The sequence below is a fragment of the Arthrobacter sp. fls2-241-R2A-172 genome, assembly GCF_030208885.1.
Lineage (GTDB): Bacteria > Actinomycetota > Actinomycetes > Actinomycetales > Micrococcaceae > Arthrobacter.
The window spans coordinates 301,830-323,411 of record NZ_JARVTB010000002.1; the positions used below are offsets into that span (position 1 = coordinate 301,830).

The window sequence follows — 21,582 nt, forward strand, 5'->3', positions numbered from 1 at the left end:
CCAAGACCCTCCGGGATGCATGGCATTTCACGCCGGTGCGTGTCCCCTCTTCGCCCACAGCGCAATGCGCGCACAGGCGCCCGCCCGGTTCCACGTAGACTTGAAGCCATGCATTCCTTACCCAGCCAGCCCCTCCTCAAAGCAGTGCTCTGGGATATGGACGGCACCCTGGTGGACACTGAGCCCTACTGGATCGCGGCTGAACGCGCCCTGGTGGAGTCCCATGGCGGCACGTGGTCGCACCAGCAGGCGATGCAGTTGGTGGGCCAGTCCCTGCTGCACTCGGCAGCCATCCTGCAGGACGCGGGGGTCAAGCTTGAGGCCCGCCAGATCGTCGACACCCTTAGTGCCCAGGTGATCGCGCAGGTGCGCCGGAACGTTCCATGGCGGCCGGGCGCGCGGGAGCTCCTCGATGAACTCCACCAGGCCGGCGTCCGGTGCGCGCTGGTCACCATGTCCGAAGGTCCCCTGGCCGGAGTGGTAGTGGAGAGCTTGGCCAAACCGTACTTCGAGTTCATGGTCACCGGAGACACCGTCACCAACGGAAAGCCGCACCCCGAGGCCTACCTGACTGCGGTTGAAAGACTCCGCCTGGATGATCCGGCACTGACCATCCACCACTGCGTTGCGCTGGAGGATTCCGTTCCCGGTGCCACGGCCGCCATTGCTTCAGGCGTCGTGACGGTGGGCATACCCCACCAGGTGCCGCTGCCCGAAGACCCACGCATGGTCCTGTGGGACACGCTCACAGGCCGGACCGTCGAAGACGTGAGGCAACTCGTCGTCGATCGCTTCCCGGCTGGAAACGTTCTTGAAAGGGCCAACTAGGTGAGCAGTCCCACCACACCGCACCACGCCTCCGCCAAGAAGGAGGGTATCCCGCTGGGGAAGATCGCCGGCATTCCGGTCTACCTTGCGTACTCGTGGTTTGTTATTGCAGGGTTCACCGTCATTGTCTACGGGCCGGCCCTGCTGGTGCAGATGCCGCGCCTGGGCCTGGGCGCCTACTTCGTAGCATTAGGCTACGCCTTGCTGCTGGCCATCTCCGTGCTGCTCCACGAACTGGCACATGCGCTCAGCGCCAAGGCCTTCAAATGGCCCACCGAGAAGATTGTCCTGAATCTCTGGGGCGGACACACGCAGTTTGAGAACTTCACGGCCTCACCTGGCCGCTCAGTCGTGGTGGCCCTGGCCGGACCTGCTTCGAACTTCGTCCTGGCAGCCGCCATGTGGGGTGTCCTCTCCGCCGATGTGCTGAGCGGCGTATCCGAAATCCTGGCCAACATCCTCATGTGGGCCAATCTCCTGATCGGCCTGTTCAACGTGCTTCCGGGTTTGCCGCTCGACGGTGGTCGTTTGGTGGAATCCGCAGTGTGGAAAGCCACCGGAAGCCAGGACAAGGGAACAATTGCTGCCGGCTGGTCCGGCCGCATCATCGTCGCGGCCTTGGTCATCTGGTTCATTGCGTTGCCACTCCTGACCGGTGCTCCGCTGGATATCAGCCTGATGTTGATCACCGTCCTTGTCTGCGGATTCCTCTGGATGGGTGCCTCCAGTTCCATCCACCACGCAAAGCTCCGCAGCCGCCTGTACATGGTCAGCGCGGCGGGACTCGCGGATCGCGCCGTCGGGGTGCCGAACTCGGCTTCCGTGGCCGATGTCCTGGCCATCGCTCCTAACGGAATCCCCGCCGTCGTCATCTGTGGACCGGACGGTAAGCCGCAAGGCGTCGTGGACCCGGGTGCCGTCGCTTCGGTGCCGCTAAAGGCAGCTACGACGACGCCGGTTACCGCAGTGGCGCACGCACTGGGGGCCGGGGCCTATGTCCCCGAATGGTCCAAGGGACAGGAACTCATCCAGTACTTGGCGCGCTTGGAAGGGGGCGAATACGCTGTGGTGGACCACAACGGAATCGTCACTGGACTGCTGCGCCAGCAGGCTGTCGTGACAGCCATTACAGGTAAGGAAGCCCGCCGGAGCGGTCGCCCCTGACCCAGCGACCGGTAGAGTTACATGCCGGCCGTCTTAGCAAACAACTCCGCGGCCTTTTTTGGCGCCCACCAGCCAGCAACACGTCGCGGCCCAGCCGTACAACAGCGAGGAACACCACATGAGCAGCGAAAACGCCGCCCCCGAGGCCAGCGCAGGCCCTGACGCGGCAGCTACCGGAACCGCCGTGCAGCCGACGGGCGCAGCCCGCCGCCGTGGCCCTTTCCGCGTGGGCGAACGGGTGCAACTCACGGACGAACGTGGCCGCATGAACACTGTGACGCTGGAAGTCGGCGGGGCATTCCACACGCACCGGGGCTTCCTGAACCACGATGAGATCATCGGCAAGGTGGATGGCTCCGTGGTCAGCAACAACGTCGGCCAGCAGTACCAGACGCTGAGGCCGCTGCTGTCCGACTTCGTTTTGTCCATGCCTCGCGGTGCCGCCGTTGTTTATCCGAAGGACGCCGGCCAGATCGTCACCATGGCTGACATTTTCCCGGGCGCACGTGTCGTGGAAGCCGGCGTGGGTTCCGGTGCCCTGTCCATTTCCCTGCTGCGGGCTGTCGGCGACGGCGGTTACCTGCACTCCTTCGAGCGCCGCGAAGAATTCGCCGACATCGCCCGCGGGAACGTCGAGACAATCTTCGGTGGTCCGCACCCGGCCTGGCAGATCTCGTTGGGTGACTTCCAGGAAGAGGTCGTCAAGGCAGAGGCCCCCGGATCCGTCGACCGCGTAGTGCTTGACATGCTGGCTCCCTGGGAGTGCGTGGACGCGGTGGCTACCGTGCTGGCGCCTGGCGGCGTGTGGATCAACTATGTAGCGACGGTCACCCAGCTGTCCCGCACTGCCGAAGCCATCCGCGCTGACGGGCGTTTCACCGAGCCGGATGCCTGGGAGTCGATGGTACGTGGCTGGCACCTTGAGGGCCTGGCTGTCCGGCCGGATCACCGCATGGTGGCGCACACCGGCTTCCTGCTGGTCACCCGCCGCCTCGCCGAAGGCGTCACCGGAATCTCGGTAAAGCGCCGCCCTTCCAAGACCGAATTCAGCGAAGAGGACCTCAACGCCTGGACGCCCGGCGCAGTAGGGGAGCGGGCAGTTTCGGACAAGAAACTCCGGCGCGCCGCACGTGATGCCATCGCCGGAACCAACGTCCAGGATGACCCCACGGTCACAAACTGACAAAGGTCACAATAGGGTCCGCATTCCGAATGTCACCCAGCACCCTGAGCTTTTCGGGACTAAGGTCTTGTTAAGCGCAGGAAGGGGCTGATGATTCGTGGACACGTCAAACAACGACCTTGGACGGCAGACGCCGGAAGAAGGACACGCCGCACCGGAAGAGGCAGCAAGCCGGGGGCTGGCCCCCGCGCAACCGTCGGAGGCCTCGAGTGAACTGACTGTTGCCGAGCGGCAGATCAACATCCTCCGGGACAAGCTCCGCCACATCGACCGCCAGCTGGCCGCCGCTACGCAGAACAACGGCAAGCTCGTCAGCATGCTGGAAGCAGCGAAGTCCGAGATCCTGCGCTTGAAGGGTGCTTTGGAGCAGGAGGGGCAGCCGCCCTACAGCTTTGGGACCGTGGTGCAGGTCAACCCCCGGAAGCAACCCTCGGCTGGGAGCTCCGGCCAGGCCGCAACCGAAGAGTCGGTGGATATCTTCAACGCCGGCCGCAAGATGCGCGTGGGTGTCAGTCCCTTGGTCAACATCAACCAGCTTGCCGTCGGACAGGAAGTCCTGCTCAACGAGGCACTCCTGGTGGTTGCCGGGCTCGGTTACGAGCGCGCCGGCGAACTGGTCACGCTGAAGGAGATGCTCGGCAAGGACCGGGCGCTGGTGGTGGGCCGGGCGGATGAGGAACGCGTTGTGCGGCTTTCTGGAGCCCTGCAGAACATCCACCTGAAGGTGGGCGATGCGTTGTCACTGGATTCACGCACGGGCTACGCCCTGGAAAAGGTCCCGCGCGCCGAGGTGGAAAACCTTGTCCTCGAAGAAGTACCTGACATCACTTACCAGGACATCGGCGGCCTCGGCCCGCAGATTGAACAGATCCGCGACGCCGTCGAACTGCCGTTCCTGCACCCGGACCTTTACCGTGAGCACGGACTCAAGGCTCCGAAGGGCATCCTGCTGTACGGTCCTCCGGGCTGCGGCAAGACGCTGATCGCCAAAGCCGTGGCCAATTCGCTGGCGGCCCGCGCCGCCGAGCGCGCCGGCAACACGGAGGTCAAGAGCTACTTCCTCAATATCAAGGGCCCGGAGCTGCTCGACAAATACGTGGGTGAAACGGAACGACACATCCGCCTGATCTTTTCGCGTGCCCGTGAGAAGGCTTCCGATGGCAGCCCGGTGGTGGTCTTCTTCGATGAAATGGATTCGCTGTTCCGTACCCGCGGCACCGGCGTGTCGTCCGACGTCGAAACGACCATCGTTCCGCAGTTGCTCAGCGAGATCGACGGCGTGGAACGGCTCGATAACGTGATCGTCATCGGTGCTTCAAACCGTGAGGACATGATCGATCCCGCGATCCTTCGCCCGGGTCGGCTCGATGTCAAGGTCAAGATCCAGCGGCCCGATGCCGAGGCTGCAGCGGACATTTTCGGGAAGTACATCACCACGGACTTGCCCTTCCACGCCCAGGACCTCGCTGAGTACGGAGGAGACGTGCAAGCCACGGTGGACGCCATGGTCCAGCGAACGGTGGAGGCCATGTATTCGACGGAGAAGTCCAACGAATACCTCGAAGTCACCTATGCCAACGGCGATACGGAGATGCTGTACTTCAAGGACTTCAACTCCGGCGCAGTGGTCCAGAACGTGGTGGACCGCGCCAAGAAGTACGCCATCAAGGACCTCCTGACGAACCACCAAAAAGGCCTGCGCATCGAGCACCTGCTGCGGGCCGTGGTGGACGAGTTCCGTGAGCACGAGGACATGCCGAACACCACCAACCCGGACGACTGGGCCAGGATATCGGGCAAGAAGGGCGAACGGATCACCTACATCCGCACGATCGTGCAGGGTAAGGCCGGGCAGGAGCCGGGCAAGTCGATCGAGACTACCGCCAACACGGGCCAGTACCTGTGACAGCAAGAGTCGAAGGAACACCGTCCGCGCAGTTACCCGAAGGCGGCGCAATGCGCGTCATGGGCTCGGAAACCGAATACGGGATCCACGCCCCGTCGGCCCCGGGCGCGAACGCGACCATGATGTCTGCCAGGATCATCCAGGCTTATGCCACGGTGACCCGCCAACGCGCTGCCGGCGGTGCGGAGACCCGCTGGGATTACACCGACGAGGAACCCTTGCATGACGCACGCGGGTGGACCCTGGACCGGGCGGCAGCGGACCCCAGCCAGTTGACGGATCAGCCGCCGGTGCTCGACGCCGAGGCCGTGGCCTTGGCTTACGGCCGCCAGGAGTTGGAGCTGGACGGCGCGGACGAGTCCGGCTCCCTGCTGATGAACATGGTCCTGGGAAATGGTGCGCGCCTCTACGTGGACCACGCCCATCCCGAATACTCGAGCCCGGAAGTCACCAACCCCCGTGACGCCGTTGCGTGGGACGCCGCCGGGGACCTCGTCGCCCTGGCCACGGTCCGGAAGGTCGCGGCTGATACCAGCCTTCCTCCCATCAACCTGTACAAAAACAACACCGACAACAAATCCGTCTCCTACGGATCCCATGAGAACTACCTCATGCCCCGTTCGGTGCCCTTCGGTGACATCATCCGGGGACTGACCCCGTTCTTTGTTTCCCGCCAGGCAATATGCGGCGCGGGACGGGTCGGCCTTGGCCAGGACAGTTCGACGCCCGGGTACCAGATCAGCCAACGTGCCGACTTCTTCGAGGCGGAGGTGGGGCTGGAAACCACTATCCGCCGGCCCATCATCAACACCCGGGACGAGCCCCACGCCACCGCGGACAAGTACCGGCGACTCCATGTGATCATTGGGGACGCGAACCTCAGCCAGGCGTCCAACTACCTCAAATTCGGTACTACGGCCATGGTTCTGAGCCTCATCGAGGCCGGGCAGGCTCCAAGGATCGAAGTCCATGAGCCAGTCCAAGCCCTTCAGTCCGTCAGCCATGACACCACGCTTACGGCCACCGTGCGACTCGTCGACGGACGGAGGGTGACCGCCCTCGACCTCCAATGGATGTACTACGAAGCAGCGTCGAAACTGGCACAGGAAACAGGGGTGTCGGATTCGGTCTCGGGCGACGGACACACCCACGGCGTGTTGTCCCAGTGGGAGTCCACGCTCACCACGCTCGGGACTGACCTCGACGCCGCGGCTTCCTCCGTGGAATGGGTGGCCAAGAAATCACTGCTGGAGGGGTACCGCAACCGGGACGGACTCGCCTGGGACGACGCCCGGCTGGGACTGGTGGACCTGCAGTGGGCTGATATCAGGCCGGAGAAAGGCCTCTATTACCGGCTGCTGTCCAGGGACCGCATGGCACGCATAGTCGACGACGGCGACATCGCCCGGGCGGTGAGCGAACCGCCGTCGGACACCAGGGCCTACTTCCGCGGCCGCTGCGTCACCAAGTACGGCAAGGACGTCGTCGGTGCCAGTTGGGACTCGGTGATTTTCGACGTTCCCGGGCTCGGGAAGCTCCAACGGGTGCCCACCCGGGAGCCTTTGAGGGGGACCCGTTCCCTGACCGGCGCGCTGTTTGACCGCCATCAGGAGGCCGGCCCATTCCTTGCCGAATTGATGGGGCAAGGCCAGCCACCGGCAAAGGCCTGATCCGGTTCGCCACAGGCGGCTTGGCAGCTGGCCAAAGCCGTCCGCAACGGCCCGCAGCGTGGCAATATTGCAGTAGGAAGTCTCCGCCCCCGGAGACGGACAGTAGGGAGAAGAAAATGGCAGCTCAGGAGCAGCAACAACCGCAGTCGCGGGAAACCGAGACTGAAGTGGACGTCCCGGAGGCTCCGCCGGCAGCACCCGAAGCGAAAGCCTCGGAGGCGACGCAGGGCGTGGATGACCTCCTGGACGAAATTGACGGCGTGTTGGAATCCAACGCCGAGGAATTCGTCAGGGCGTTCGTTCAAAAGGGTGGCCAGTAACCGGAGCCCCCACAGGTTGTACGGCCCGGCCGCGTGAGGCCGCCGGGCATCGGAACGCAGAGTCGAAGGAGTGCAGCAATGCAGGACCCATCAACCGGCCCCCTGGCCAACCAGGCAACGTCTTCCTTTACGGAGCATCTCCAACGATCCCGTCCCGAGCTCCTGCCGTTCAATCAGTCGTTACCCGCAGGCACCGTGCCGTCGTCCCCACATGCCACCACAATCGTCGCGCTGACATATGCCGGCGGGGTGCTGATGGCCGGTGACCGCAGGGCCACCATGGGCAACGTCATTGCCAGCAGGCACATCGAGAAGGTGTTCCCGGCCGACCAGTACTCTGTCCTTGGTATCGCCGGGACGGCAGGCCTGGCCATCGATATCACGCGCCTGTTCCAGGTTGAACTGGAACACTACGAGAAGATCGAGGGAACACTGCTCAGCCTCGTGGGCAAGGCCAACCGCCTCGGGGCCATGATCCGCGGAAACCTGCCCATGGCCATGCAGGGGATGGCCGTCATCCCACTCTTCGCCGGATTCGACCATTCATCCGGAGTCGGCCGCCTGTTCTCCTACGACGTCACCGGGGGCCGCTATGAAGAGCAGGAACATCACTCCGTGGGTTCCGGATCCGTGTTCGCCCGCGGCGCCCTGAAGAAGCTCTGGAAGCCGAACCTCCCGGAAGAGGCCGCCGTCGCCGTGGCTGTCGAGGCCCTCTACGACGCCGCCGACGACGACTCCGCCACGGGTGGACCGGACCCTGTCCGGCAACTCTGGCCGGTGGTGTACACAGTTAATCGCGCTGGTCACCGACGGGTTCCCGAAAGGGACCTGGCGGCCATCGCCGGGGCCATTGTTGAGTCGCGGGCCATCGCCGGACGGGAGGCCTGAGATGACGCAGCAGTTCTATGTATCGCCCGAGCAACTGATGAAGGACCGTGCGGACTTCGCACGGAAAGGCATCGCACGTGGCCGTTCCGTTGTGGTCATCAGTTGCGCGGATGGCATCGCCTTGATAGCCGAAAACCCGTCACCCTCCCTGCACAAGATCGGCGAGATCTATGACAAGATCGCCTTCGCCGCAGTGGGAAAGTACAACGAATTCGAAAGCCTTCGACAGGCCGGCGTCAGGTACGCTGACGTCCGCGGCTATTCGTACGATCGCGAAGACGTGACTGCCCGCGGACTGGCGAGCGTCTACGCCCAGAGCCTGGGTGCCGTGTTCACCGCCGAACAGAAGCCATTCGAGGTGGAACTGGCAGTGGCCGAGGTTGGCGCCACCCGGGAGCAGGACCACCTCTACCGGCTTACTTTTGATGGATCGATCGCTGATGAAAACGGCTTTGTCGTCATGGGCGGTTTGGCTGACCAGATCTCCGACGTCGTCCGTGGGGCTTGGGAGCCGGAAATCACCCTGGCCGGGGCCATGCGTTTGGCATTGCGCGCCTTGGCGACAGACAAGGAAGCGGATGAACTGCCCGCCACCGCCGTCGAGGCAGCAGTGCTGTACCGCGCCTCCGAAAGCCACCGCGGCTCGCGCAGGGCTTTCCGGCGGTTGCTGCCCGAGGATATGACCCGGTTGCTCACAGAGGAGACCTGAGATGGACAAGCGAATATTTGGCATTGAAACGGAGTTTGGAATCTCCTATTCCAGCCCGGATTCGCGCCCGCTAGCACCGGAGGAAGTCGCACGATACCTCTTCCGCAAGGTGGTCAGCTGGGGCAGGTCGTCGAACGTGTTCCTGACCAACGGCTCCCGCCTGTACTTGGACGTTGGTTCGCACCCTGAATATGCCACGGCTGAATGCGACGACCTCGCCCAGCTCATCGCCCATGACCGGGCCGGCGAACTTATCCTGGACGACCTCGTGGACGAAGCCCAGTCGAGGCTTGCTGCGGAGGGCTTCAACGGCACGGTTTATCTCTTCAAGAACAACACCGACTCCGCAGGCAACTCCTACGGCAGCCACGAAAACTACCTCATCCCGAGGCGCGGGGAGTTTTCCCGCCTCGCTGAGATCCTCATTCCCTTCCTGGTGACCCGGCAATTGATCGCCGGTGCGGGCAAGGTCCTGAAGACCCCGCACGGCGCCACGTTCGCGTTCTCCCAGCGCGCCGATCACATCTGGGAAGGCGTGTCGTCGGCCACCACCCGTTCGCGTCCCATCATCAACACCCGTGATGAGCCGCACGCCGATGCCGAGTTCTACCGCCGCCTTCACGTGATCGTGGGCGACTCCAACATGTCCGAGACCACCGCGCTGCTCAAAGTCGGAACCGTCGACCTCATCCTGCGCATGATCGAGGCCGGCGTCATTATGCGTGACATGCGGATGGAGAACCCCATCCGCAGCATCAGGGAAATTTCCCATGACCTGACCGGGCGTGCACTGGTACGGCTTGCCAATGGCCGGCAACTGACGGCGCTGGACATCCAGCGGGAGTACCTGGCAAAGGTCACAGACTTCGTGGCCAGCAACGGGGCGCACAACGCCCATGTACCGCTCATCCTTGATCTGTGGAAGCGGACTCTGGATGCCATCGAAAGCGGCGATACCAGCACCATCGACACCGAAGTTGACTGGGCCATCAAGAAGAAGCTCATGGACGGCTACATGCGCCGGCATAACCTCGGCCTGGACTCGCCCCGCATCGCCCAGCTCGATCTCACCTATCACGATATCTCCCGGCAGCGCGGCATCTTCTTCCTGCTGCAGGCCCGTGGAGCAGCCCGCCGCCTCGTGACCGAGACGGACGTGAAGGACGCTGTGGACGCGCCGCCCCAGACCACCCGCGCCAAGTTGCGTGGGGACTTCGTCCGGAGGGCCCAGGAGCTTGGCCGTGATTACACCGTGGACTGGGTGCACTTGAAGCTCAATGACCGCGCGCACCAGACGATCCTGTGCAAGGACCCGTTCCGCAGTGTCGACGAGCGGGTGGACGCCCTCCTGGACTCTATGAGCTGACTCCCAGCTTCACGGGCTATCCTGAGTAGTGGTCTCCTCTAGAGGGGCCACCTGCTTGGATGCGCAATGCGTCATTCCAAGTCTCCCTTGCCCCGACGAAAGTGTCTTTTTTGTGCGCCGACTCCTAGCAATTCTCCTTCCTGCCCTGCTGCTGATGACCGCGTGCGGAGGAGGAACAACTCCAGCCAGCGAGCCCACCAGCCAGTCGACGGGAGACCTCTCCAAGCTCGACTCCCTCAAAGTGACGGACAACGGCGAAAAGAAGACGCCGGGCGTTGAGTTCGCCAAGCCGCTCACGGTCGCCGAGCCCACCGTGAAATTGGTCAGTGCCGGCACGGGTGATGCTGTCAAGGCCGGACAGACGGTACAACTCGCCTATGTCGTGATGGATGGCAATGACGGCTCTTCGCTGGAGGACACCTACGCCAGCGACCCCGAAAAGCTGGACATCAACGATCAGTTGAAGTCTTCCAACGCCGCCATGTACAACGCCATCGTCGGCGCCAAGGTGGGAAGCTACATTGCCATCGCCGCTCCGGGCAACGCGACGGCTTCACCTGCAACTTCTGCCAAGCTGATCGTTTTCAAGGTGGTCGGAGCCCAGGACGCGGCACCTGTTCTGGACAAGCCTGAGGGCGAGACCGTGACGCCGCCGGCAGGGCTTCCCACCGTGAAGGAAGACGACAAGGGCATTCCGCAGATTTCCGTGGACGGGGTTGCCGCTCCGAAGGAACTCATCTCCCAGGACCTGATCAAGGGCAGCGGTGCTGAAGTCAAAGCCACTGACACACTCACGGTGAACTACGTAGGCGTCACCCTCGTCGGCGGAACCAAGTTCGATTCCAGCTACGACCGCGGACAGTCCACCAGTTTCCCCCTCAGCGGAGTCATCAAGGGCTGGACCCAAGGCCTTACCGGCAAGACCGTAGGCTCCCGCGTCCTGCTGGTCATTCCGCAGGACCTGGCCTACGGCGCTGCCGGCCAGGGCGAAGCCAAGGGCGACCTCGTCTTCGTCGTAGACATCCTCGGCGTCAAGTAATCACCGACGCACGTCGACATCCCTGCCGCGTGCTGGCTTAGGCTGGTATCCGACAACCATTCGTACATCCTGCAAAAGGAGCAACCATGTCATTTGGTCAGCGTGACTTCGACCGCACCAAGCCTGAAATCGACTTCCCGGAAGGTGACGTCCCCACGGACCTCGTCATCACGGACCTTATTGAGGGCACGGGCGCGGAGGCAAAAGCCGGAGACACCGTCTCCACCCACTACGTTGGTGTCGCCTGGTCCACGGGCGAAGAGTTTGACGCTTCCTGGGGCCGCGGCGCTCCGCTCGACTTCCGTGTCGGCGTCGGCCAGGTCATCCAGGGCTGGGACCAGGGCCTCCTGGGCATGAAGGTTGGCGGTCGCCGTCGACTGGAGATCCCGTCGGAGCTGGCTTACGGCACCCGTGGTGCCGGCGGAGCGATCAAGCCCAACGAAGCACTGATCTTCGTGGTTGACCTCGTCGCTGTCCGCTAGGACCCGCGTTCTGCGCAAGGCGCGTTGCCCTCCGGTTTTACCGGTCGGTGACGCGCCTTGCTGCTTTCCCGCCGGACTTTAGTAACGTAGCAACCGTGTCTGCATCCCGCACCGAACGACTCCTGAACCTCCTCCTGGCTTTGCTCAATACCAAGGTGGGGCTTCCGCGTTCCGTCCTTCGCGAAAAGGTCTACCACGATTCAGCCGAGAACGACGTCGCTTTTGGGCGCATGTTCGAGCGCGACAAAGTGGACCTGAAGCAGTTCGGCTTCGAAATCGAAACATTGACCGATCCCCGCAGCTTTGGGGCCGACGACCCCGCATCCACCCGATACCGGATCGGCAAGGACTCCAACCGGCTTCCCGAGGTGAACCTGACACCGGCAGAGAGCACGGTGCTCCTTCTCGCTGCGCAGTTGTGGGAACGCGCTGCTTTGGGTACCGCAGCAGCAAACGCCGTCCGGAAGCTGCAGGCTGCCGGTGGTTTCACGGACGTCGACCTGCCTGCCGGGGTTCAACCCCGCATCAAGCCCGCCGGACAAGCGTTCGACGACGTCGTGGCGGCCATGCACGGCAGGCATCCGGTCCGTTTCGGCTACCTTGCGGTCAGCACCGGACGCGAGGAAGTGCGTGAAGTGGAGCCGTGGGGTCTCGGGAGCCGGTTCGCCCAGTGGTACCTCGTGGGCTTCGACCGGGGGAGGGAAGCGAAGAGGCTCTTCAGGCTCTCGCGCATGACGACGGCGGTAACGGTCGTAACCGGAGGCAGTTTCGAGCCCCCGGCGGGATTCAACGCCCGGGCCGAGCTCGACGCCCTCAACGAACTGCCCATCCAACAAGCTATCCTCGACGTTGACAGGGGCCGGCTCCTCGCGCTCCGCAAGAGGGCTGTCCGGCCCGGCTCGACTCCCGCCACCAGCGACCCTGACGGTGACCGTGACCGCATCGTGGTGGAGTTCAGGGACCCTGAGCAGCTCGCCGAAGAGCTGGCATCCTATGGACCACACGCCACGGTGATCGAACCCGCAGAGTTGCGGTCCGCCGTCGTCCGCCGCCTTAAGGCTGCCTTGGACTTCGACGCCGCGCCGGAGCCACCGGTGATCTTCCCCGAAGCCGGGCCGACGCCGCGGGCGCGCAAGCGTACATCGGAGGACCAGCTGGCCAGGATGCTGCAGCTGGTCCCGTTCCTGGTCCACCACCAGGGCCTGCACATCCAGGAAGTCGCAGACCACTTCGGCATCAGCCGCAAAGCGCTGATAGACGATCTCAAGATCCTGATCTGTTCCGGCTTGCCCGAAGGCTATCCGGACGACCTCCTGGACATCCAATGGGAAAACGACCATGTCTACATTTCCGAGCACCTGGACCTGAACCGCCCCGTACGCTTCAGCGAAGACGAAGCAGCGGCCCTACTGACCGGGCTGGCCATGCTGGGGGACCTGCCGGCGCTGGCGGGCATGCCTGAGGACGAACCCGGGAGCGCACTGGAGTCCGTCACCATCAAGTTGACCGGCGCTGCGGGGCAGGCTGGTCGCCTGGCGGGGTCGGTCGCAGGCCAATCGGTGGCACCCGAACAGTCCCAGGCCTTCGCCACCATTACCAAGGCCATCCGGGACGGGGAGCAGCTCCGGCTGAGGTACTTGTCGCTCCAGCGGGACGAAGTTTCAGAGCGGGATGTCGACCCCTTGCGGCTCTTTTCCCTCGACAACACCTGGTACTTCGAAGCGTATTGCCACAGCAAGGAAGGGCTCCGGAATTTCCGGCTGGACAGGGTTGAGTCCCTGGAGCCGAACGGCCGTCCGGTATCCGGGACGGTGACGGCTCCGGACGCCTTCCCGGCGCGGCTCTACACACCCAGTGATGACGACGTGCTGGTAGTGCTGCAGCTTACCCGGCAGGGCGTGGGGCTGGCTGACGACTACTACGCCGAGCGCACGGCGCAATTGCCCGACGGCGGCCTCCTGGCCGAGGTCCGGTTCGGCAGCGCGGAGTGGCTTCCCATGTTTGTTTCCCAGCACGGCGGATCAGTGCGAATTCTCACCCCTGGGGCCTTGCGGCAGGCAACCCGCGCATGGATCAACGAGGCCCTGGCCGGGTACGACTCTTCGTCGGCCGGCCGGGCTGGCTAGACTACTCAGATGCCTTGGTGGTTCTGGATCCTGTTGTGGATCGCGCTCATTGCCCTTTCGTTGCTCCTCCACGTGACGCTGGGGTATCGGTTGTTCAGGAAATTCATGACAACTGTTCATGAATTGGCTGACGCAGGTAAACGTTTCAGCAACCTTCCACCGGTCCCGAAAACCTCCGATGTTGAAACGCCCGCGGACCGCCCTGAACCGGGTTCCGCCATTTTTGCCTCCCCGGAGCAGATGCGTCATGATTACCTGACGGCCAAAGCCTCCCGACAGGAAGTTCGGCGTCAAAAACGCGTCAAACGCAAAGCCGAGCGGGGTCAGCCACAATCCCTGCACGACATAGAATTCAGATAGACGTAGGATGTATCCAAAAGGAAAGGACCTCCCCACATGAGGCTCGAAGGCTGGCATCTCATCATCATCATCGTCCTGGCTCTGGTGCTTTTTGCCGCACCGAAGCTGCCGTCCATGGCGCGCAGCATTGGACAGTCGATGCGCATTTTCAAGTCTGAAGTCCGGGAAATGAAGAAGGACGGTTCTTCCGAAACGAAGGATACGCAGCAACCTTCCGACGCCGTTGAAGGCAAAGTGGTAGGGCACCCGGATGTGAAGGCACAGAACAACGGCGAAACCGACGTTCCGCCCGCTAACCGCGTCTAAGAAGAAGTGGTAGAAACGAAGGGGCGCAAGGCCAACCCCGAAGCCCGGATGGCGCTCCTTGACCACCTCAAGGAGCTCAGGAACCGGCTCTTCAAGGCTGCTATCGGCGTCATTGTCGGAACCGTGGTGGGCTTCATCGTCTACCAGCCGCTCCTTGAAGCGCTGATCAAACCGATCAAGGACCTCAACGCCAAAGAGGGCAGGGCGGCCACCCTAAACTTTGACGGTGTGGCCAGTTCCTTTGACCTCATGGTCCAGGTGTCGGTGTTTCTTGGCGTGATAGTTTCCAGCCCCGTCTGGATCTATCAACTGTGGGCGTTCATTGTCCCCGGGCTTCACAAAAAGGAGCGCCGCCTGGCGCTGTCGTTTGTGGCGGCGGCAGTTCCCCTGTTCATTGGTGGTGTCCTCCTCGCGTGGTTAGTGCTGCCCAACGCAGTGCGCGTGCTGACCGACTTCACCCCGATCGGCGGTTCAAACTTCATCAGCGCCGAGATCTACTTGGCGTTCGTCCTCCGGCTGTTGCTGGCTTTCGGTATCGCCTTCCTTGTTCCGGTGGTGCTGGTTGGCTTGAACCTCGCGGGAATCATCAAAGGTAAGCAACTCGTCAAGAGTTGGCGCATCACCATCTTCCTGGTGTGCCTTTTCGCGGCCATGGCCGCTCCGGGTGCCGACGCAATGAGTATGTTCTACCTGGCCGCCCCCATGTTGCTGCTGTTCTTCGCAGCCGTTGGACTGTGCCTCGTCAACGACAGGCGCCGGGAACGACGCTCCCTGAAGCGTGCTGCTGAGACTGAAGCCACTGCGGACATCGCCACCTCTGCCGCGGATCTGGAGAATCTGTAGACCTCGGCCTACTAGGCTTGAGGCATGTCCTCCACTTCCGGGTCTCCATCACCGTCCGACCGTTACCAGGCCGCAGCCCAGCGGGCGGCCGAGTCGAAAACGTATCTCGGATCCTTTGCCCGTTCGCTTGATTTCGAACTCGACGACTTCCAACGGGACGCGTGTCGCTCCCTTCAGGAGGGGCGGGGAGTCCTGGTGGCCGCCCCGACCGGTGCCGGCAAGACAATCGTTGGCGAGTTTGCCATCTACCTTGCCTTGGAACGCGGCCTTAAGGCTTTCTACACCACCCCCATTAAGGCGTTGAGCAACCAGAAGTTCTCCGAATTGGCGGCCAAGTACGGTGCGGCCAATGTGGGACTGCTGACCGGTGACACCACCATTAACGGCGACGCTCCTGTGGTGGTCATGACCACCGAGGTCCTTAGGAACATGTTGTACGCCGATTCGGAGACGCTCGGTGATTTGGGCTTCGTGGTGATGGATGAGGTCCACTACCTGGCGGATCGCTTCCGCGGGGCGGTGTGGGAAGAAGTCATCATCCACTTGCCCAGCGAGGTACAGGTTGCTTCCTTGAGCGCTACAGTCTCCAACGCCGAGGAATTTGGCGCGTGGCTGGACACCGTCAGGGGCGACACCGACGTCATTGTCTCGGAGCACCGGCCCGTTCCACTCTGGCAGCACGTAATGGTGGGCCGCGAGATCGTTGATCTTTTTGCCGGGGACACTACGTTCGATGAAATAGCTCCAGCCGTGCCGGGCCCACTGGACCCCGAGGTGCCTGATCTCTCCGAGAACGCCGAGATCCCTGTCGAGCCAAGCGGCCCCCAACGCCGCAAAGTGTCTTCCGCGCGCTCCGCATCGACCAAGGCGAGCCAAAGCCTCGTTAGCCGGGAATTTGAAGTGAACCCCGACCTCCTGGCCATGGCACGCTCGGAAAGCAGGATGAACTCAGCCGGCCGATACGGGCACGGGGGCCGGAGCCGGCGCCGCCAGGACCGCTACAGGGAGGAGCGGCAGCAGTCCGAGCAACGCAGCCCGGTCCGCAAAGCCAGCCGCCCCCAGGTGATCGAAAGCCTGCGTCGCCAGGATCTGCTGCCTGCCATCACCTTCATCTTCTCCAGGGCGGGCTGTGACGCCGCGGTTGCCCAGTGCGCGGCATCGGGGTTGTGGCTCACAACCGAGCGCGAGCAACAGATCATTGCCCAGCGCGTGGACGAAGCAAGCCACGAAATTCCTGCAGACGACCTCGATGTCCTTGGCTTTTGGAGCTGGCGGGACGGCCTGGTCAGGGGCTTCGCCGCCCATCATGCCGGCATGCTCCCTACCTTCAAGGAGGTAGTGGAAAAGCTCTTCGCAGACGGTCTGGTCAAAGCCGTGTTCGCAACAGAAACACTCGCTTTGGGCGTCAACATGCCGGCGCGCTGCGTGGTCCTGGAAAAGCTCGAGAAGTTTAACGGCGAAGCGCACGTCAACATCACCGCGGGGGAGTACACCCAGCTCACGGGTCGCGCTGGACGACGCGGCATCGACGTCGAGGGCCATGCGGTGGTGCTGTGGCAGCCCGGAACTGATCCCACCGCCGTCGCAGGCCTTGCTTCGCGGCGCACCTATCCCTTGAACTCCAGCTTCCGCCCCACGTACAACATGAGCATCAACCTGATCGCCCAGTTTGGCCGTGTGCGGGCGCGCGAAATCCTTGAATCATCCTTCGCGCAGTTCCAGGCGGACCGATCCGTCGTTGGCCTCGCCCGGCAGGTGCGCGGCCGCGAAGAGTCACTGGCTGGGTATGCAAAGTCCATGCAATGCCATTTGGGGGACTTCACCGAGTACTCCAAGCTCCGCCGCGACCTCAGCGATGCCGAGAACTTCGCGGCCCGGGATAACCAGCGTGCCCGCCGCTCCCATGTAACCGACTCGTTGACACGGTTGATCCCTGGGGATGTCATCAGCATCTACAGCGGCAGATTGGCTGGGCACGCAGTGGTCCTCGAGGTGGATCGGAATGCCCGCGAACCGCGGCCCTCCGTGCTGACATCCGATAACCAGCTCCGGCGCATCGGTGTCCACGACCTGGAGGGGCCCGTGTCACCGGTTACCCGCATCAGGATCCCCAAATCCTTCAATTCCAAAGTACCCAAGGCCAGGCGGGACCTTGCCGCGGCCATGCGTCATGCCATCAGTGAGGACGTACCCCATAGCCGTCGCAACAGCAGGCACGAGGACTTCGGTTTGGGTGCCCGGCTCCCGGACCAGGAAAAAAAGATTGCGGATCTGCGCCGTGCATTGCGCGCCCACCCCTGCCACGGATGCAGCGAACGCGAGGACCACGCCCGCTGGTCGGAGCGCTGGTGGAAACTGCGCAAGGAAACCGACGGACTGGTTCGCCAGATCCAAGGCCGGACCAACACGATCGCCAAGACGTTCGACCGTGTCTGCGATGTCCTCTCGGCCTATGGTTACCTGGAGACCGACGACGCCGGTCATGTGAGGATCAGCGCTGATGGCCAGCGTCTCCGCCGCATCTACGGAGAAAAGGACCTCCTTATCTCCCAGTCGGTCCGGCAGGGCGCCATCAACGACCTTGATGCCGCAGAGCTCGCTTCCCTGGCCAGTACCTTGGTGTACCAGGCCAAGCGCGAGGACCGAGGGCTCAGGCCGAAGATGCCCTCGGTTTCGCTCGAGTCGGCCGTGGACATCGTGGTGCGTGAGTGGTCACAGCTGGAGGACACAGAAGAACACCACAGGCTCCCGCTGACCGGGGAGCCCGAACTTGGACTGATGTGGCCCATGTACAAGTGGGCCAAGGGACGCCACCTCCAGGATGTCCTCAACGGCACCGACCTCGCGGCCGGCGACTTCGTCCGTTGGGCGAAGCAGGTAGTGGATCTCCTGGACCAACTGGCCAAAATTCCCCAACTGGACCCCCGCCTGTCCAGGATCTGCCGCGAGTCCATCGACCTGGTCCGGCGCGGCGTCGTGGCCTATTCCACCGTGGCCTGACGCCACCTCCATGAATTACCGTCTTCAACCGCTCAAGGAGCTCAACGCATGAACCAGCCAGGCGTGCCTGCCGGCCATCACCACGCAGGGACCGGCAAGAAGGTCACCATGTACCGCAATGGTTCGATCTATACAGCTGCGGATCCGTTCGCAACAGCCATGGTGGTCGACGGCGATACCGTTGCCTGGGTGGGCTCTGAGCAGGCCGCAACCTCCATTGCGGATTCATCAATGGACATCATTGACCTTCGCGGAGCCTTGCTCGCACCAGGCTTTGTCGACTCGCATGTGCACCTGACAGAAACCGGGCTGGCCCTGTCGGGGCTGCAGCTGGGCGCTGTGCGTTCGGCCAGGGAACTGCTCGACGCCGTTGCTTCTTCGGGTGGTACGGGAACAATCCTGGGCCACGGTTGGGACGAGACGCTGTGGGATGATCCCACGCTTCCTACCCTCGAAGAACTGGAACGGGCATCGGGGGGCCGCCATGTGTACCTCTCACGCATCGATGTCCACTCAGCACTGATCACGGCTTCGCTGGCTGCCGAGGCCAACGCAGCGGGCCTGGACGGGTGGTCAGGAACCGCGCAGGCAGTGCGGGCGGCACACACGGCAGCCCGGCTGGCAGCCCGAAAATTCCCGGAAGACCAGCGGCGCGCATATCAGGAGCGGGCCTTGAAGGAAGCATCCGCCAACGGGTATGTGGCGTTGGCAGAGATGTCCGCACCCCACATCTGCGGCCCGGAAGACCTTCGCTTGGCGGCATCATGGAATGGGCAGCCGGGCAGTCCCGAGGTACTTCCGTACTGGGGTGAGCTGGCTACCTCCGAAGAGCATGCCCGGAGCATCCTGGCAGGCCTGGGTACCGATGTGAGGGGACTCGCCGGGGATCTCAACATGGATGGGTCCCTGGGCTCAAGGACGGCCGCGTTGCTGGATGATTACTCTGACGCACCCGGTCAACGCGGCAGCCTGTACCTCGGGGTGGATGACGCAGCGAAGCACATCGCAGCTACGTCCTTGCTGGGCATCCAGGCAGGCTTCCACGTTATCGGCGACGCCGGGCTGGCCGCGGTACTGGACGCGCTGGACGTGGCCGCCGCCGAGGTGGGGGAGCAGCGCATCCGTGCAGCCAGCCACCGCCTGGAACATGTCGAGATGGCTGACCAGGCCGCCATCGACAGACTGGCCAAGTACTCCATTACCGTCAGTGTGCAGCCGGGCTTCGATTCCGCGTGGGGTGCAGCTGGCGGCCTGTATTCGCAACGCCTCGGCGCGCGAAGCCAATCCATGAATCCCTTCGCCTCCTTCTACGCCAGCGGAGTCCCCATTACCTTCGGCAGTGACAGTCCGGTCACACCGTTGCGCCCCTGGTCCAGCGTCCGCGCCTGTTTGGAGCACGGCAACCCCGAGCAGCGGATCTCAGCCAGGGCTGCGTTCCTCGGCCACACCCGGGCCGGCTGGCGGGCCACCAAGCATCGGAACCCCCTGATGGGCCAGCTCGTGCCCGGCGCCCCGGCCAGTTTCGCGGTGTGGGAAGTCGACGAACTCATGGTCCAGGTTGCCGATAGCAGGGTCCAGTCCTGGAGCACGGACCCCCGTGCGCGGACACCCCTGCTGCCTGCCCTGGACACTGGCACCGATCCGCGTTGCCTCCAGACTGTCCGGGAAGGACAGGAGCTATTCGCCCATGAGGCACTCAGGTCCTAGCTGGCGAATTTTCCGCGGAGAGCGAGTGCTCTGAGCTGGGAAGACAGACGGATCCGCAGGTCATTGACTGGTTGACAGCATGCTGTGAGTCCGTAGCATTGAGGCTCAACGGATGATCAACTTAGAGGCAGCACACGGAGCCTAACGGTCCAGCCGTGGCCGGTTTTCCATGTTGGCGGCACATGAGTGGGCAGATCCTCGGTGACCCAGAAAACAGTTTGTCCTGGACTTCGCTTCCCGGCACTACTGGCCCTGGGCCTGCGGAGCTGCCCGCACATGTGTTCGGCGCCACAGCCGCCCGAGGAGGTCGCGGCGTCGTCCTATAATGGAGAGTTGCGCCAGAATGCCAGCCGACTGGCTGGTCCGGCACACTGACCGCTCCATCAAGGAAAGGCCTCTTCTTGCGTGTCCTGACGATCATTCCCACCTACAACGAGCTCGAATCGCTCCCCAAGACCCTCGGGCGCCTCCGCGCAGCAGTTCCCGATTCCGATGTCCTGGTGGTTGACGACAACAGCCCTGATGGCACGGGACAGTTGGCCGACGGCTTCGCCGCGGAGGACAGCAACGTCCATGTCCTGCATCGGAAGGGCAAGGAAGGCCTGGGGGCCGCCTACATCGCAGGCTTCAAATGGGGTCTCGCCGCTGGGTACGACATCCTGGTCGAAATGGACGCCGACGGTTCGCACCAGCCGGAGCAACTTCCCCTCCTCCTGGATGCAGTCAAGGACGGAGCAGACCTCGCCATGGGTTCCCGTTGGGTGGAAGGCGGCAGCGTCGTCAACTGGCCGCTCTACCGTCAGGCCATCTCCCGGATCGGCAGCACATATGCGCGCATCATGCTGGGCGTCAAGATCAAGGATGTCACCGGCGGCTACCGCGCATTCCGTCGCAGCACGCTGGAAGCGCTGAACCTGGACGAAGTCGAGTCGGTTGGTTACGGCTTCCAAGTCGACCTTGCCTGGCGGGTAGCCAAGCTGGGCCTGCGCATCGAGGAGCGCCCCATCACGTTCGTGGAGCGCGAACTCGGTGCCTCGAAGATGAGTGGCAACATCGTTGTCGAGGCCATGATCAACGTCACCAGGTGGGGCCTGGCCGCACGCTGGGCAAAACTCACCCGGAAGTCGCCGGCGGTCGCCAAGTAACCGCCGCAACACACCAAAAAGGCCGGCTCCGATTCCCCTCAGGGAATCGGAGCCGGCCTTTGGTGTACCTGGATTGCTATGCGGAGCGGCGTTCTCCACGGCGCTCACGCAGAATGTTCAAACGATCCTCGAGGATCTGCTCCAGCTCGGGAAGGCTGCGGCGCTCAAGGAGCATGTCCCAGTGCGTGCGGACAGCTTTCTCGTTGGCATCCACGGGACGCTCGCCATCAACCAGGAGTGCTTCCTTGCCGGTCTTGGAAACCCAAACCGGGGGGATCTCGGCTTCTGAGGAGAAGGTCACGAAGACCTGCTCTCCATCTTCGCAACGGTACTCGACCCGCTGGCGCGGTGCCGGCTCAACACCGGATTCGGTTTCCATGCTCTGGGCGCCAAGACGCATACCCCGCAGGCTGCGATCGCTCATGATTACTCCCTCTGTCTGTTCGCGGAGCAGTAACCCCGCGCTAGCCGTAAGCCGTTTTCACGATCCTTACGGACTACTTCTGCACACCTTGCATCACTAATTGCAACGCCTGGCAA

General features: G+C 63.2%; 19 protein-coding genes. 18 read left to right on the forward strand and 1 reads right to left on the reverse strand.

Features of this window, described 5'->3' with window-relative positions; genetic code table 11:
- The first annotated feature begins 15 nt into the window (after window positions 1–15).
- From QRM57_RS04245 to QRM57_RS04330, 18 genes are all read left to right on the forward strand, one after another.
- Window positions 16–828 carry an HAD family hydrolase gene (locus QRM57_RS04245; RefSeq protein WP_284985699.1) on the forward strand — a complete coding sequence of 271 codons (813 nt, stop codon included), beginning with the start codon at window positions 16–18 and terminating at the stop codon, window positions 826–828.
- The gene (locus tag QRM57_RS04250; RefSeq protein WP_284985700.1) at window positions 829–1,992 is read left to right on the forward strand and encodes a site-2 protease family protein; all 1,164 of its coding nucleotides are present in this window, start codon (window positions 829–831) and stop codon (window positions 1,990–1,992) included.
- A 118-nt stretch (window positions 1,993–2,110) separates the two neighbouring features.
- Entirely contained in the window at window positions 2,111–3,175 is a 1,065-nt protein-coding gene (locus tag QRM57_RS04255) for a tRNA (adenine-N1)-methyltransferase (protein ID WP_284985701.1), read from the forward strand.
- 97 nt (window positions 3,176–3,272) lie between these two features.
- Window positions 3,273–5,081: a proteasome ATPase gene (gene arc / locus QRM57_RS04260; RefSeq protein ID WP_235522021.1), complete on the forward strand. Its 1,809-nt coding sequence runs from the start codon at window positions 3,273–3,275 to the stop codon at window positions 5,079–5,081.
- 50 nt (window positions 5,082–5,131) lie between these two features.
- Window positions 5,132–6,751 carry a depupylase/deamidase Dop gene (dop, locus tag QRM57_RS04265; RefSeq protein WP_284985702.1) on the forward strand — a complete coding sequence of 540 codons (1,620 nt, stop codon included), beginning with the start codon at window positions 5,132–5,134 and terminating at the stop codon, window positions 6,749–6,751.
- 116 nt (window positions 6,752–6,867) lie between these two features.
- Entirely contained in the window at window positions 6,868–7,071 is a 204-nt protein-coding gene (locus QRM57_RS04270) for a ubiquitin-like protein Pup (RefSeq protein ID WP_211712386.1), read from the forward strand.
- Between the two features lie 78 nt (window positions 7,072–7,149).
- Window positions 7,150–7,959, forward strand: a complete 810-nt coding sequence (prcB, locus tag QRM57_RS04275) for a proteasome subunit beta (RefSeq protein ID WP_284985703.1) — start codon at window positions 7,150–7,152, stop codon at window positions 7,957–7,959.
- A gap of 1 nt (window position 7,960) precedes the next feature.
- The gene (prcA, locus tag QRM57_RS04280; protein WP_284985704.1) at window positions 7,961–8,668 is read left to right on the forward strand and encodes a proteasome subunit alpha; all 708 of its coding nucleotides are present in this window, start codon (window positions 7,961–7,963) and stop codon (window positions 8,666–8,668) included.
- Between the two features lies 1 nt (window position 8,669).
- Window positions 8,670–10,034, forward strand: a complete 1,365-nt coding sequence (gene pafA, locus QRM57_RS04285) for a Pup--protein ligase (protein ID WP_284985705.1) — start codon at window positions 8,670–8,672, stop codon at window positions 10,032–10,034.
- Between the two features lie 112 nt (window positions 10,035–10,146).
- Window positions 10,147–11,073, forward strand: a complete 927-nt coding sequence (locus QRM57_RS04290; RefSeq protein WP_284985706.1) for an FKBP-type peptidyl-prolyl cis-trans isomerase — start codon at window positions 10,147–10,149, stop codon at window positions 11,071–11,073.
- A gap of 86 nt (window positions 11,074–11,159) precedes the next feature.
- Window positions 11,160–11,555, forward strand: coding sequence for an FKBP-type peptidyl-prolyl cis-trans isomerase (locus QRM57_RS04295; RefSeq protein WP_284985707.1), 396 nt, complete (start codon window positions 11,160–11,162; stop codon window positions 11,553–11,555).
- Between the two features lie 95 nt (window positions 11,556–11,650).
- The gene (locus tag QRM57_RS04300; protein ID WP_284985708.1) at window positions 11,651–13,681 is read left to right on the forward strand and encodes a helix-turn-helix transcriptional regulator; all 2,031 of its coding nucleotides are present in this window, start codon (window positions 11,651–11,653) and stop codon (window positions 13,679–13,681) included.
- 9 nt (window positions 13,682–13,690) lie between these two features.
- The gene (locus QRM57_RS04305; protein ID WP_235522028.1) at window positions 13,691–14,041 is read left to right on the forward strand and encodes a hypothetical protein; all 351 of its coding nucleotides are present in this window, start codon (window positions 13,691–13,693) and stop codon (window positions 14,039–14,041) included.
- 36 nt (window positions 14,042–14,077) lie between these two features.
- Window positions 14,078–14,347: a Sec-independent protein translocase subunit TatA gene (tatA, locus tag QRM57_RS04310; RefSeq protein ID WP_235522029.1), complete on the forward strand. Its 270-nt coding sequence runs from the start codon at window positions 14,078–14,080 to the stop codon at window positions 14,345–14,347.
- 6 nt (window positions 14,348–14,353) lie between these two features.
- Window positions 14,354–15,190, forward strand: a complete 837-nt coding sequence (tatC, locus tag QRM57_RS04315; protein ID WP_257368069.1) for a twin-arginine translocase subunit TatC — start codon at window positions 14,354–14,356, stop codon at window positions 15,188–15,190.
- A 24-nt stretch (window positions 15,191–15,214) separates the two neighbouring features.
- Window positions 15,215–18,190, forward strand: coding sequence for a DEAD/DEAH box helicase (locus QRM57_RS04320; RefSeq protein ID WP_284985709.1), 2,976 nt, complete (start codon window positions 15,215–15,217; stop codon window positions 18,188–18,190).
- Between the two features lie 48 nt (window positions 18,191–18,238).
- Window positions 18,239–19,897, forward strand: coding sequence for an amidohydrolase (locus QRM57_RS04325; protein ID WP_284985710.1), 1,659 nt, complete (start codon window positions 18,239–18,241; stop codon window positions 19,895–19,897).
- Between the two features lie 401 nt (window positions 19,898–20,298).
- The gene (locus QRM57_RS04330; RefSeq protein WP_257368066.1) at window positions 20,299–21,042 is read left to right on the forward strand and encodes a polyprenol monophosphomannose synthase; all 744 of its coding nucleotides are present in this window, start codon (window positions 20,299–20,301) and stop codon (window positions 21,040–21,042) included.
- 76 nt (window positions 21,043–21,118) lie between these two features.
- Here QRM57_RS04330 and QRM57_RS04335 read toward each other — a convergent pair whose 3' ends face one another.
- A complete protein-coding gene (locus tag QRM57_RS04335; RefSeq protein WP_011774875.1) occupies window positions 21,119–21,466 on the reverse strand; it encodes an RNA polymerase-binding protein RbpA in 348 nt (115 codons plus the stop codon).
- Between the last annotated feature and the right edge of the window lie 116 nt (window positions 21,467–21,582).